The 12,651-nt window shown below is 64.1% G+C and carries 11 protein-coding genes; 6 read left to right on the top strand and 5 right to left on the bottom strand.

The window, feature by feature from the left end; genetic code table 11:
* Positions 1 to 70 precede the first annotated feature (70 nt).
* A complete protein-coding gene (locus VK792_RS09500) occupies positions 71 to 2,575 on the bottom strand; it encodes a GcvT family protein (protein ID WP_326297232.1) in 2,505 nt (834 codons plus the stop codon).
* 140 nt (positions 2,576 to 2,715) lie between these two features.
* A complete protein-coding gene (locus VK792_RS09505) occupies positions 2,716 to 3,126 on the bottom strand; it encodes a hypothetical protein (protein ID WP_326297233.1) in 411 nt (136 codons plus the stop codon).
* Between the two features lie 215 nt (positions 3,127 to 3,341).
* Here VK792_RS09505 and VK792_RS09510 point away from each other — a divergent pair, with 215 nt between their 5' ends.
* The 6 genes from VK792_RS09510 to VK792_RS09535 are packed head-to-tail and all read left to right on the top strand — an operon-like array spanning position 3,342 to position 9,869.
* Complete coding sequence (locus VK792_RS09510) at positions 3,342 to 4,388, top strand: rod shape-determining protein (protein WP_326297234.1); 1,047 nt, start codon at positions 3,342 to 3,344, stop codon at positions 4,386 to 4,388.
* Between the two features lie 29 nt (positions 4,389 to 4,417).
* A complete protein-coding gene (gene mreC / locus VK792_RS09515) occupies positions 4,418 to 5,326 on the top strand; it encodes a rod shape-determining protein MreC (RefSeq protein ID WP_326297235.1) in 909 nt (302 codons plus the stop codon).
* On the top strand, positions 5,319 to 5,849 hold the full coding sequence (locus VK792_RS09520) for a rod shape-determining protein MreD (RefSeq protein WP_326297236.1): 531 nt from the start codon (positions 5,319 to 5,321) through the stop codon (positions 5,847 to 5,849). The genes mreC and VK792_RS09520 overlap by 8 nt, the downstream gene beginning before the upstream one ends.
* A 3-nt stretch (positions 5,850 to 5,852) precedes the next feature.
* Complete coding sequence (mrdA, locus tag VK792_RS09525) at positions 5,853 to 7,796, top strand: penicillin-binding protein 2 (protein WP_326297237.1); 1,944 nt, start codon at positions 5,853 to 5,855, stop codon at positions 7,794 to 7,796.
* On the top strand, positions 7,793 to 8,932 hold the full coding sequence (gene rodA / locus VK792_RS09530) for a rod shape-determining protein RodA (RefSeq protein WP_326297238.1): 1,140 nt from the start codon (positions 7,793 to 7,795) through the stop codon (positions 8,930 to 8,932). The genes mrdA and rodA overlap by 4 nt, the downstream gene beginning before the upstream one ends.
* A 1-nt stretch (position 8,933) precedes the next feature.
* Positions 8,934 to 9,869, top strand: coding sequence for a 2-hydroxyacid dehydrogenase (locus VK792_RS09535; RefSeq protein ID WP_326297239.1), 936 nt, complete (start codon positions 8,934 to 8,936; stop codon positions 9,867 to 9,869).
* Between the two features lie 65 nt (positions 9,870 to 9,934).
* Here VK792_RS09535 and VK792_RS09540 read toward each other — a convergent pair whose 3' ends face one another.
* The 3 genes from VK792_RS09540 to VK792_RS09550 form a co-directional block, all read right to left on the bottom strand.
* The gene (locus VK792_RS09540; RefSeq protein WP_326297240.1) at positions 9,935 to 10,333 is read right to left on the bottom strand and encodes a PaaI family thioesterase; all 399 of its coding nucleotides are present in this window, start codon (positions 10,331 to 10,333) and stop codon (positions 9,935 to 9,937) included.
* Positions 10,326 to 11,351 carry a phosphotransferase gene (locus VK792_RS09545; protein WP_326297241.1) on the bottom strand — a complete coding sequence of 342 codons (1,026 nt, stop codon included), beginning with the start codon at positions 11,349 to 11,351 and terminating at the stop codon, positions 10,326 to 10,328. The genes VK792_RS09540 and VK792_RS09545 overlap by 8 nt, the downstream gene beginning before the upstream one ends.
* Before the next feature lie 63 nt (positions 11,352 to 11,414).
* Complete coding sequence (locus VK792_RS09550) at positions 11,415 to 12,650, bottom strand: acyl-CoA dehydrogenase family protein (protein WP_326297242.1); 1,236 nt, start codon at positions 12,648 to 12,650, stop codon at positions 11,415 to 11,417.
* Position 12,651 lies beyond the last annotated feature (1 nt).

Here is a 12,651-nt window from a genome sequence, read left to right on the forward strand (position 1 = left end):
CCCTTTTCGCAGTCCCTTGTTAGGGTGCCCTTGAAGCGAAACGGCGCGGGATCACCCCGCGCCGTTTGTTCTAGCCATCCTTGCGGATATTGGCGTTGGTGGGATCATAGGGGCTGTCCTCGACCACGATCGCCTCCCACAGCTGATCCAGCATCTTGACCTGCAACTTGGTGCCGGGCACTGCCAATTCCGGCTTTACATAGCCCATCCCGATGGACTTGCCGAACACCACCGAATAGCCGCCAGAGGTCAGGCGCCCAATCTTTTCGCCGTTCAGGTACAGCGCTTCGCGTCCCCAGGGATCGGCATCAGCCGGCCCGTCGATCAACAGCGTGCAGCACTTCGAACGAATGCCTTTGGCCTCCATCGCGGCCTTGCCGTTGAAGTCTTTCGACAGGTCGACAAAGCGCGGCAGGTCGGCTTCCAACGGAGTCGCGTCGCGGCCAAGCTCGTTGCCGAACGCGCGATAGGATTTTTCCTGCCGCAGCCAGTTCTGCGCCCGTGCGCCGACCAGTTTCAGCCCGTGCTTTTCGCCTGCGGCCATCAGTTGATCCCACAGATAGGTCTGCATCTCGATCGGGTGATGCAGTTCCCACCCCAGTTCGCCTGTGTACGCCACGCGGATCGCGCGCACCGGGCACATGCCCAGTTCGATGTTACGCATCGACAACCACGGGAACCGCTTGTTCGACAGGACCGTCGACGGATCGCCATCCTTGACCAGGTCGTTCAGCAGGTCGCGCGACTTTGGCCCGGCAACGGCGAAAACGCCCCACTGCGTGGTCACGTCCTGAATTTCGATATAGCCGAAGTCAGGCGCCTTGTCCTGTGCCGCCTTCTTCAGGAAATCGGCATCGTATTCTGTCCAGGCCCCGGCAGAGACCAGGTAATACTCGTCCTCGGCCAGCCGCACGATGGTGTATTCGGTCCGCGTCGTGCCGGCGGCGGTCAGCGCATAGGTCAGGTTGATGCGGCCCACCTTGGGAAGCTTGTTGCAGGTGAACCAGTCCAGGAACTGGGTGGCCCCGGGGCCCTTGACCACGTCCTTGGTAAAGGCCGTCGCATCGACAAGGCCCACGCCTTCGCGAATGGCCTTGGCCTCGTCCACGGCATACTGCCACCAGCCGCCGCGGCGGAAACTGCAGGCGTCCTTGTCGAAAGTCTCGGGCGCGTCCAGCGGGCCATAGTAGTTCGGGCGTTCCCACCCGTTCACGAACCCGAACTGCGCGCCGCGTGCCTTTTGACGGTCATAGGCCGGCGCGGTGCGCAGCGGGCGGCAGGCTTCGCGCTCTTCATCGGGGTGGTGCAGGATGTAGACGTGGCTGTAGCATTCCTCGTTCTTGCGCGCGGCGAACTCGGTCGTCATCCAGTTCTGGCTGTACCGTTTGGGGTCCAGCGATGCCATGTCGATCTCGGCCTCGCCATCGACCATCATCTGCGCCAGGTAATAGCCGGTGCCGCCCGCGGCGGTGATGCCAAAGCTGAACCCTTCGGCTAGCCACATGTTGCGCAGGCCCGGCGCCGGGCCGACCAACGGGTTGCCATCGGGGGTATAGCAGATCGGGCCGTTGAAATCGTCCTTCAACCCGCTTTCGGCGCAGGACGGCACACGTTCGGCCATCGCCATGTACTGATCGGCGATCCGGTCCAGGTCCAGCGGGAACAGGTCCGCACGGAAGCTGTCCGGCACGCCATATTCGAACCGTGCAGGCGCACCGTGTTCGTAGATCCCCAGGATCCAGCCGCCACGCTCTTCACGGGCATAGGATTCGTTGTCGGCATCGCGCACCACCGGGTGTTCCGGGTTGCCCGCCGCGCGCCATTTCACCAGTTCAGGGTCCTGGTCCATGACGATGAACGTGTGTTCGACCGGGATCGCGGGCATCTTGATGCCCAGCAGCTTGGCCGTGCGCTGCGCGTGGTTGCCGGACGCGGTCACAACATGTTCAGCGGTGATCACCACCTGTTCGTCGCTGGGCACAAGGTTGCCGCCCTTTTCGACCATCTTGGTACAGGTCACTTCCCAATGGGTGCCGGTCCAGTGGAACGCATCGGCCTGAATCTTGCGCACAATATCGACGCCGCGCTGACGCGCGCCCTTGGCCATCGCCTGGGTCACGTCGGCGGGGTTAATATAGCCGTCCTCGGTGTGATAGATCGCCCCCTTCAGGTCACTGGTTTCGATCAGCGGCCAGCGTTCCTTGATCTGCTCGGGCGTCAGCCATTCGTATTTCACGCCGCAGGTTTCGGCGGTCGACGCATACAGCATGTATTCGTCCATACGCTCCTGCGTCTGTGCCATGCGCAGGTTGCCTACCACCGCAAAGCCCGCGTTCAGCCCGGTCTCTTCCTCCAGCGTCTTGTAGAAATCGACGGAATACTGGTGAATGTGGGTGGTCGCGTAGGACATGTTGAACAGCGGCAGCAGACCGGCCGCGTGCCAGGTCGAGCCCGAGGTCAGTTCGTCCCGCTCGATCAGCATCACATCGTCCCAACCGGCCTTGGCCAGGTGATAGGCGATAGAGGTCCCGACGGCACCGCCGCCGACAACCAGGGCTTTGACTTGCGTTTTCATGGGGCAGACGACTCCGGCACGAGGATATGAATTGCCAGAGGTTTACCCGACCACAGAATTTCCGCACAGCCCAGCCGACATTTGGCGGCTCAAAACCGACGAAGCGTCGGGAATCTTTCGGCGGATACGTCCGAAAACGACTAGTTTCCGCCAACCTTGCAGAAGGCCGTGCCACCGCACCCGCCCGAGCGGCTGACGACCACGGGCTTTGCGCCCCCCGACGAAGCAAAGGTCTTGCTGCCGCCCCCGTCCGTGCCGGACGAGTCCCCGCTTTTACCCTTGCCAGAGAACATCGACAGAAACGCCGACACTGCGCCGGATTTCTTGGCCAAAGCGTCCGACGTTGCCGGGGTTGCCTGGGTTGCGATTCCGGCCGGCGGTTCAGCGACCGGCGCGGTTCCGGCAATACGCGTGCTGACGCTGGAGGTATAGTCCGCAAAACCAAAGGAACGCCCCGCGTTCTTGGCCAGTGTATACTGGGTGAACAGATCATAGGTCAGACCGGCAATCGCCAGCATGATCGCGACCATCGCAACCGCCAGTATCCTCATTTTTTTCTGCTCCTTGCGTGCACTGCCAAACAGGGAAACAAGAATTTCTGTTCATATTGTGGCGGGCGGCGCTGCGCCGCAGCGAAACAAGCGGTTTCGCGCTGATTTGACCTGATCCGCCTCTTTCGCGCCTGTCAAACCTTGCCTATAACGCCAGCGGCCTGCCTCTTGTCGAGTCGCGGGCCATCTGACTTTTCCAGCGAGGCGAAACCGGAATGTTTGGAATGGATAAACTCATGGGCATGTTCGCATCCGACATGGCCATCGACCTTGGGACCGCGAACACGCTGGTCTATGTCAAGGGTCGCGGAATCATCCTGTCCGAACCGTCGGTGGTCGCCTACCACGTCAAGGACGGGGTGAAAAAGGTGCTGGCCGTCGGCGAAGACGCCAAGTTGATGCTGGGCCGCACCCCCGGCAGCATCGAGGCCATCCGCCCGATGCGCGAAGGCGTGATTGCCGATTTCGACGTCGCCGAAGAGATGATCAAGCACTTCATCCGCAAGGTGCACAAGCGTTCGACCTTCTCGAAGCCCAAGATCATCGTATGCGTCCCGCATGGTGCGACCCCGGTGGAAAAACGCGCGATCCGCCAGTCGGTCCTGTCCGCAGGCGCGCGCAAGGCCGGGTTGATCCCCGAACCCATCGCGGCCGCGATCGGTGCAGGGATGCCGATCACCGACCCGACCGGCAACATGGTTGTCGACATCGGTGGCGGCACGACCGAAGTGGCGGTTCTGTCGCTGGGGGACATCGTGTACGCCCGGTCCGTCCGCGTCGGCGGGGACCGCATGGACGAGGCGATCATCAACTACCTGCGTCGTCAACAGAACCTGCTGGTGGGCGACGCCACCGCCGAACGCATCAAGACCTCGATCGGGACCGCCCGCATGCCTGACGACGGGCGCGGCAGTTCGATGCTGATCCGGGGCCGCGACCTGTTGAACGGCGTGCCCAAGGAAACCGAAATCAGCCAGGCCCAGGTGGCCGAGGCGCTGTCCGAACCGGTGCAGGCCATCTGCGAAGCGGTGATGACCGCGCTGGAAGCCACCCCGCCGGACCTGGCGGCCGACATCGTCGACCGGGGCGTCATGCTGACCGGCGGCGGCGCGCTGTTGGGCGATCTGGACCTGGCGCTGCGGGAACAGACCGGGCTGGCTGTGTCCATCGCCGACGAGTCGCTGAACTGCGTGGCCCTGGGCACCGGCAAGGCGCTGGAATACGAAAAGCAACTGCGCCACGCGATTGACTACGACAGCTAACCGCATCACCGTTTTGCCAAGGGGGACCATTGGCAAGAGAGCGTAACAGGACCGAAGACTATACCGGCCCTCTGAAACGGCTGTTTCTGGGGGTACTGCTGTTGTGCCTGTTCGGGCTGTTCCTGGTCTGGCGCATCGACAGCCCCCGCGTCGAACGGTTCCGTGCCCAGGTGATCGACAGCGTGCTGCCCAGTTTCGATTGGGCGATGGCGCCGGTCACCGCCACGGTCAAGCTGCTGCGGGACTTCCAAAGCTATCAAAGCATCTACGAACAGAACCAGGAATTGCGGCGCGAATTGCGCACGATGACGTCCTGGAAGGAAGCGGCGCAGCAGCTCGAACAGGAAAACGCCCGTCTGCGCGACCTCAACAACGTCCAGCTGGACCCGCGCCTGACCTATATCACCGGCGTGGTTCTGGCCGACAGCGGATCGCTCTTCCGGCAGACCGTGCTGATCAACGTCGGCTCGCGCGATGGCATCGTAGATGGCTGGGCGACGATGGACGGGATCGGCGTCGTCGGCCGGATTTCCGGGGTCGGCGCCAACACCAGCCGTGTGATCCTGCTGACCGACACCGCCAGCCGTGTACCGGTGATCATCCAGTCGTCGGGCCAGCGCGCGCTGATCGTGGGCGACAACAGTTCTGCCCCACCGATCGACTTTCTGGAAAACCCCGACCTTGTGCTGCCCGGCGACCGTATCGTCACCTCGGGGGATGGCGACGTATTCCCACCCGGCCTGCTGATCGGGCAGGTTGCCAAGGATCCCGGCGGGCGGCTGCGGGTGCGGCTGGCAGCGGACTACGAGCGGCTGGAATTCCTGCGAGTGCTGCGCGACCACGGGGCCCGCCAGGTCGATCAGCCCAGCGCCCTGATCCTGCCCGAAGACCTGCCCGACAACGCCCCCCCGCCCAAAAAGGACGGCAACGATGGCTGACGCGCATCAGTCGCGGCTGTGGGCGATGCGCGGCATGTATCTGCTGCTGTGCCTGCTCATCGTCTTCTTTGACCTGCTGCCGCTGCGGACCACTCCGATGGCCTGGGCGCCGCCCGACCTGCTTCTGGCGCTCAGCTTTGTCTGGAGCGAACGCCGCCCGGATTACGTACCCACCTTTGCTGCGGCGACCGTGTTCCTGCTGGCCGATTTCCTGCTGCAACGGCCCCCGGGGCTGTGGGCCGCGCTGTCGCTGATCGTGGTCGAATGGGCGCGCTCGCATGATCGCGGCCATCATGAGCGTGGCTTTGCCGTCGAATGGCTGGGCTTTGCCGGGGCGATGATCGCGATGGTCGTGGCCTATCGGCTGATCATGGCGATCACCGTGGCCGATCCCGGGCCGCTGCACCTTGCGGCGACACAGGCCGGGTTCACGATTTTGATCTACCCCTTGGTGGTTTTGGTCAGCCATTTTATCTTCAGGGTGCGTCGGCTTGCACCCGGCGACCTCGAGGCTCTTGGATAACCGATGCGACGTTCGCCCAAAGACACGGCAGAAAGCTTCCGCAAGATCTCGCGCCGCGGGCTCTTGCTGGCGGGCACGCAGCTGGCGTTTGGCGGCGTCCTGGCGATGCGGATGCGCCACTTGCAGGTTGACCAGGCCGATGAATTTCGCCTGCTGGCCGAGGAAAACCGCGTCAACATCCGCCTGATCCCCCCCGCCCGGGGCCGGATTTTCGACCGCAACGGCAAGCCCCTTGCGGAAAACGAACCGTCCTACCGCATCACCATGGTCCGCGAAGACGCCGGAGACGTGGACGCCGTGATCGCGCGCCTGTCGACCCTGGTCGAACTGGACGAGGACGACCTGAACCGCGCTTTGACCGAAATGAAACGGTCCGCCCCGTTCCTGCCGGTGACCGTCGCCGACCGGGTGACATGGGACGAAATCAGCCGCGTCGCGGTGAACGCCCCCGCCCTGCCCGGCGTCACGCCAGAGGTCGGCCTGTCCCGCGTCTATCCCCGGAAAGAAGACTTCGCCCATGTCGTGGGCTATGTCGGCCCGGTCAGCGACCGCGACCTTGCCCGCTATGACGAACCCGAACCCTTGCTGCGCATCCCGCGCTTCCAGATCGGCAAGGTCGGGGTCGAAGCCAAGATGGAAGACGCCCTGCGCGGCCGTGCGGGTGCAAAGCAGGTCGAGGTCAATGCCGTCGGTCGCGTCATGCGCGAACTCAGCCGCCGCGAGGGCGAAGCCGGGGCCGACCTGCAACTGACGCTGGATGCCGACCTGCAGGCTTATGTCCAGGCCCGGCTGGGCGAAGAAAGCGCCTCCGCCGTGGTGCTTGACCTGGAAAACGGGGATATCAAGGCCATCGCCTCGGCCCCGACCTATGACCCGAACCTGTTCGTGCGCGGCATTTCCGTGGCCGACTACAGCCTGCTGCGCGACAACGACCACCGTCCGCTCGCATCGAAAACCGTTCAGGATGCGTATCCACCCGGCTCCACCTTCAAGATGGTCACCGCGCTGGCCGCGCTGGATGCCGGACTGATCGCGCCGGACGACACGGTCTATTGCCCCGGCCATCTTGAGGTGTCGGGCCGCAAGTTTCACTGCTGGAAACGCGCCGGCCACGGCCACATGACGCTGGAACAGGCCCTGCGCGAAAGCTGCGATGTCTATTTCTACGATCTCGCGCTCAAGGTCGGTATCGACAAGATCCACGAAATCTCCGACCGGCTGGGCCTTGGCGTCGCACATGACGTACCGATGTCGGCCGTATCCGCCGGGATCAACCCCAGCCGCGACTGGAAAATGCGCGAACGCGGGTCCGAATGGCTGATCGGTGACACGGTGAACACCTCGATCGGCCAAGGCTACGTCCTGACCTCGCCCTTGCAACTGGCGGTGATGACTGCGCGCATCGCGACCGGCAAGGTCGTCACCCCTCGCCTGATCAAATCCATCGACGGGGTCGAAACGCCCCATGGCGTCGGCGCGCCCCTGGGCTTCAACGAAAACCACATGCGCCAGATCCGGCGCGGGATGTACGCGGTGTCGAACAACCGCCGCGGCACCGCCTATCGGTCGCGCATCATCGCTGACGATTTCCGCATGGCGGGCAAGACCGGCACCAGCCAGGTCCGCAACATCACCGAGGCCGAACGCCGTCGTGGTGTGACCCGGAACGAGGACCTGCCCTGGAACCGGCGCGACCACGCGCTGTTCGTGAACTTCGCCCCCTTCGACAAACCGCGCTACGCAGTGTCGGTGGTCGTCGAACACGGCGGCGGCGGCTCGACCGCCGCGGCCCCCATTGCACGCGACGTGACATTGCAGGCGCTGTATGGCGGCGACCCGCCGCTTGACGCCTACCCGGTGGCCGACCGGCCGCGGATCGAGGCGTTGCAGGACCGCCTGAGGCGCGAACGCGAAGAACGTGACGCCAACGGCCAGAGCCGCGCATGAGCTATCTTGAATATACGGTAAAGTCGGTCCCCGCCGGCTATCGCAAGGTGCTGTACCTGAACTGGCCCATCGTCGTGCTGCTGACGGCGGTGGCGGGCGTCGGCTTCCTGATGCTGTATTCCGTGGCGGGCGGGTCTCTGACCCCATGGGCCGAGCCTCAAATGAAACGCTTTGCACTTGGATTGGCCGTGATGTTCGCCGTCGCCATGGTCCCGATCTGGTTCTGGCGCAACATGGCCGCCGTGGCCTATGGCATTTCGGTCTTGCTGCTTGTCTACGTGGAATTTTTCGGTGCCGTCGGAATGGGCGCGCAGCGCTGGATCGACCTTGGGTTCATGCGGCTGCAACCATCGGAACTGACCAAGATCGCACTGGTGGTGTTCCTGGCCGCCTATTACGACTGGCTGCCGGTCAACAAGACCTCGCGCCTGTTCTGGGTGCTTGTCCCGGTGTTCTTCATCCTGCTGCCCACCGTACTTGTCCTGAAACAACCCGACCTTGGCACCGCACTGCTGCTGATCATCGCCGGCGGGCTGATGATGTTCATCGCCGGCGTGCACTGGGCCTATTTCGCGGTGGTGATCGCGGCGGGTGGCGGGCTGGTCTATGCCGTCTTCACCAGCCGGGGCACCGACTGGCAGCTGCTGAAAGACTATCAGTTCAAGCGCATCGACACCTTCCTCGATCCCTCCTCCGATCCGCTTGGCGCGGGCTATCACATCACCCAGGCCAAGATCGCGATGGGCTCGGGGGGCTGGACCGGCCGGGGCTTCATGCAAGGGACGCAAAGCCGCCTGAACTTCCTGCCGGAAAAGCACACCGACTTCATCTTCAACACCCTGGCCGAGGAATTCGGCTTTGTCGGCGGGGTCTCCCTGCTGATCCTCTACCTGCTGATCCTGGTGTTCTGCATCGCCTCGGCGATGCAGAACCGCGACAGGTTCTCCTCCCTGATGATACTTGGCGTCGGGCTGACCTTCTTCCTGTTCTTCGCCGTCAACATGTCCATGGTCATGGGCCTTGCTCCGGTCGTGGGCGTACCGCTTCCGCTGGTCAGTTACGGCGGCTCCGCCATGCTGGTGCTGATGCTGGGCTTCGGCCTGGTCCAAAGCGCCCATATCCACCGCCCGAGGTAACATGCCGATCAACATCCTGTTCGCCGCCCGCCCCGAACGCTGGGCGCAGTACGAAACGCCGCTGACCACCGCCCTGTCGGACGTCGGGCTCGACTACGTCCTGAAAACGGATCTTCTGCCCGAAGACGTCGATTACATTGTCTATGCCCCCAATTCCGAGGTGCAGGATTTCACCCCCTACACACGGCTGAAGGCGGTGATGAACATCTGGGCCGGGGTCGAGGCGATCACCGGCAACCCAACCCTGACCGTCCCCTTGACCCGCATGGTCGACGCCGAAGGTCTGACCCAGGGCATGGTCGAATGGGTCACCGGCCACGTTCTACGCCATCACCTCGGCATGGATGCCCATATCGTGAACCCCGACCACCTCTGGCAGTCGGTCGCCCCGCCCCTGTCGCGCGAACGCCCGGTCACGATCCTCGGGATGGGCGTTCTGGGCCAGGCCTGCGCCGCCGCCCTGACATCGCTGGGCTTCCCGGTCACCGGCTGGAGCCGCAGCCCGAAATCCCTGCCGGGCCTGGCCAACGAACACGGGAAAGACGGCTTGCGACGCGCGCTTGCGACCGCGCAGATCGTCGTGCTCCTGCTACCCGACACGCCGGAAACCGAAAACACGCTGAACGCCGACTCGCTGGCCCTGCTGCCCAGGGGCGCCGTCCTCATCAACCCCGGTCGCGGCCCGCTGATCGACGACGACGCGCTCATCGCCGCGCTTGATACAGGCCAGGTCGGCCACGCCACGCTGGACGTGTTCCGCGTCGAACCGCTGCCGCAGGATCACCCGTTCTGGGCCCACCCCGGGGTCACCGTCACCCCGCATATCGCCTCGGAAACCCGCCCAGACAGCGCCGCCCGCGTCATCGCCCAAAACATCCGTCGCGGCGAAGACGGGCACGGCTTCCTCCACCTCGTCGACCGCGCCGCCGGGTACTGACGCGCCGCCAACCCTTTCATCTTTCTACAAATACTCGAATTCCACCCGCTTCACGGGCGCCGATGTCAGCCCTTGCGATACCGGAACACACCGGTCGCCTTGGCAATCAGCTCGCCGGTCTCGTCTTTCATCTCGGCCTCGGCGAAGAACGTGCTCTTGCCGCCGCCGGTCTGCCAGCCCTCGGCGATGAACACCGCGCCCCTGGGCCGTGACAGGTACTGCACGTTCAGCGACAGGGTCAGCGCCATCTGCAGCCGGTCGGGATCCCCCGTCCAGCACCCGGCATAACCCATCACCGTGTCCAGAAGCGAGGCATGCGCGCCGCCATGCGGGTTGCCGTGACGGTTCAGCAGGAAGGGTTCCAGCGGCAGTTCGAACCTGGCATAGCCTTCGGACCAATCCACCATCCGCATGCCGATATGGGCGGAATAGGCATAGGGCTCTTCGCGGAACCGTTCATCCATAACTGTCGCGTGCCTCCAGCCCAAGCTCTGCAAATCGGGGGACGTAAGTCCCGAGTTTCAGGGCTTTTTCAGGGTTGGAGGCGTTGCCGTCAAGGGCGCGTTTCTTGACCCCCTGCAGGATCGCCGCCATCCGGAAGAAGGCAAAGGCGACATAGAAGCCGAAGCTTTCGGGCGGGGTCAGGCCACGGCGGGCGAAATAGCTGGCGACAAAATCGGCATCCGACGGAATGCCCAGCGCGGCGCGGTCGACACCGGCCAGCCCGCGCCCGTCCTCGCCCGGCGGCAGCTGCCATTGCATGATGACACCCGCCAGGTCGGCATAGGGGTGGCCCAGCGTTGACAGTTCCCAGTCCAGCACCGCCAGACAGCGCGAACCTTCTTTTGAAAACAACAGGTTGTCGATCCGAAAATCGCCGTGCACCAGCGTGCGCTGGCCATCGTCGGGCGGCATGGCCTGCCCCAGCCAGTCAATCAGCGCGTCCATTTCGGCAATCGGCCCGGTCTCTGTCGCGCGGTATTGCTTGGTCCAGCGGGCCAGTTGACGTTCATAGTAATTGCCCGGCGGCCCGAAATCTTCCAGCCCGGCAGCGACGATATCGACGGCGTGGATCGCGGCCAGAACACGGTTCATCTCGGCATAGATCGCGCTGCGTTCGCCGATTTCCAGCCCCGGCAACGACGGGTCGAGGAAGCTGCGCCCGGCGACGAAATCCATCACATAGAAGGCCGATCCGATCACCGAGTCGTCCATGCACAAGGCATGCACAGTGCATACACATTCCATGCGCATCGACAGTGCTTTTTGCACCCGGTATTCGCGGTCAACCGCATGGGCGGATTTCAGCAGCACGCCCGGTGGCTTGCGGCGCAGAACGTAAGCCTGCGTCGCGGTGTCCAGCCGGAAGGTCGGGTTCGACTGGCCCACGTCGAACTTTGTCACCTGCGTCACCGGACCGGTGAAACCGGGAACGTTTCGGGCAAGCCAGGGGGTCAGGCGGGCGAGGTCGAGATCGGTCATGTCGGGCACCTTGCGGGCGGGGTGACCGGCCGCACACACGGCCGGGGTCGGCTGGCGGGCAGCCTACACCTTTTCGTTCTGGTATTTCCGCAGCTCGGCACGGGCGACCTGGCGTCGATGAACGGCATCGGGACCATCGGCAAAGCGCAGGGTGCGGACATGGGTCCACATGTGGGCCAGGTCGAAATCCTGGCTGATCCCTGCGGCACCGTGCAGTTGCATTGCCTCGTCGATGACACGGCCGGCGGTCAGCGGGGCCACGACCTTGATCTTGGAGATCCACGGCTGCGCTGCGCGCACCCCGGCAGTGTCCATCATCCAGGCCGCCTTCAGGCACAGCAGGCGGGCCATTTCGATGTCCATTCGGGCGTTGGCGATGATGTCGAAATTGGCGCCAAGTTCGGCGATCTTCTTGCCAAAGGCCTCGCGGGCAAGACCGCGGCGGCACATCATCTCCAGCGCCTTTTCGGCCTGCCCGATGGCGCGCATGCAATGGTGGATGCGGCCCGGGCCAAGGCGGCCCTGTGCCACCTCGAACCCGCGGCCTTCGCCCAGGAAGATATTCGCCGCGGGCACCCGGACATTGGTGAACCGCATGTGCATGTGGCCGTGCGGCGCGTCGTCATGGCCAAAGACCTGCATCGGGCGCAACACCTCGATCCCCGGGGTGTCGGCATCCATGACGAACATGGTATGGCGCGCGTGTTTCGGTGCGTCCGCATCGGTGCAGGCCATGACGATATAAACCGCGCACCGCGGATCCCCGGCCCCGCTGATCCACCATTTTTCGCCGTTCAGGATGAAATCGTCGCCGTCGCGCGTGGCGTCAAGCGCCAGTTGCGCCGCGTCTGACGAAGCCACCCCCGGTTCGGTCATCACATAGGCCGAGCGGATGTCGCCGTTCAGCAGGGGGGCCAGCCAGCGGTCCTTCATCCATTGTTCACCGTAGCGTTCCAGCACCTCCATGTTTCCGGTATCGGGGGCGTTGCAGTTGAACACCTCGGCGGCGATGCCGACCTTGCCCATTTCCTCGGCCAGGTAGGCGTATTCGACGGTGCTGAGCCCATAGCCCCGGTCGCTGTCGGTCAGCCAGAAATTCCACAACCCGCGCTCTTTGGCCAAGGTCTTGAGCCCGTCGAGGATTTCCAGCTGGCGCGGGACGTGCTGAAACCGGTCGCCGCTGGGATGGGTGCCCACCAACGCCTGAAATTCGGTGTCGAGCGGCGCGATCTCGTCCTCGACCATGCGGCGCACCTGTTCGACCAGCGGGCGCACCCGGTCCGTCATCCCCAGATCCATG

It is taken from the genome of Mesobacterium hydrothermale, assembly GCF_035818635.1.
Classification (GTDB): Bacteria; Pseudomonadota; Alphaproteobacteria; order Rhodobacterales; family Rhodobacteraceae; genus Mesobacterium_A; species Mesobacterium_A hydrothermale.

Bases quoted from the DNA above. Each gene is read 5' to 3' on its own strand.
- VK792_RS09500 (WP_326297232.1), bottom strand. From the start codon at position 2,575: ATGAAAACGCAAGTCAAAGCCCTGGTTGTCGGCGGCGGTGCCGTCGGG.
- VK792_RS09505 (WP_326297233.1), bottom strand. From the start codon at position 3,126: ATGAGGATACTGGCGGTTGCGATGGTCGCGATCATGCTGGCGATTGCC.
- VK792_RS09510 (WP_326297234.1), top strand. From the start codon at position 3,342: ATGTTTGGAATGGATAAACTCATGGGCATGTTCGCATCCGACATGGCC.
- VK792_RS09520 (WP_326297236.1), top strand. From the start codon at position 5,319: ATGGCTGACGCGCATCAGTCGCGGCTGTGGGCGATGCGCGGCATGTAT.
- mrdA (WP_326297237.1), top strand. From the start codon at position 5,853: ATGCGACGTTCGCCCAAAGACACGGCAGAAAGCTTCCGCAAGATCTCG.
- rodA (WP_326297238.1), top strand. From the start codon at position 7,793: ATGAGCTATCTTGAATATACGGTAAAGTCGGTCCCCGCCGGCTATCGC.
- VK792_RS09535 (WP_326297239.1), top strand. From the start codon at position 8,934: ATGCCGATCAACATCCTGTTCGCCGCCCGCCCCGAACGCTGGGCGCAG.
- VK792_RS09540 (WP_326297240.1), bottom strand. From the start codon at position 10,333: ATGGATGAACGGTTCCGCGAAGAGCCCTATGCCTATTCCGCCCATATC.
- VK792_RS09545 (WP_326297241.1), bottom strand. From the start codon at position 11,351: ATGACCGATCTCGACCTCGCCCGCCTGACCCCCTGGCTTGCCCGAAAC.
- VK792_RS09550 (WP_326297242.1), bottom strand. From the start codon at position 12,650: ATGGATCTGGGGATGACGGACCGGGTGCGCCCGCTGGTCGAACAGGTG.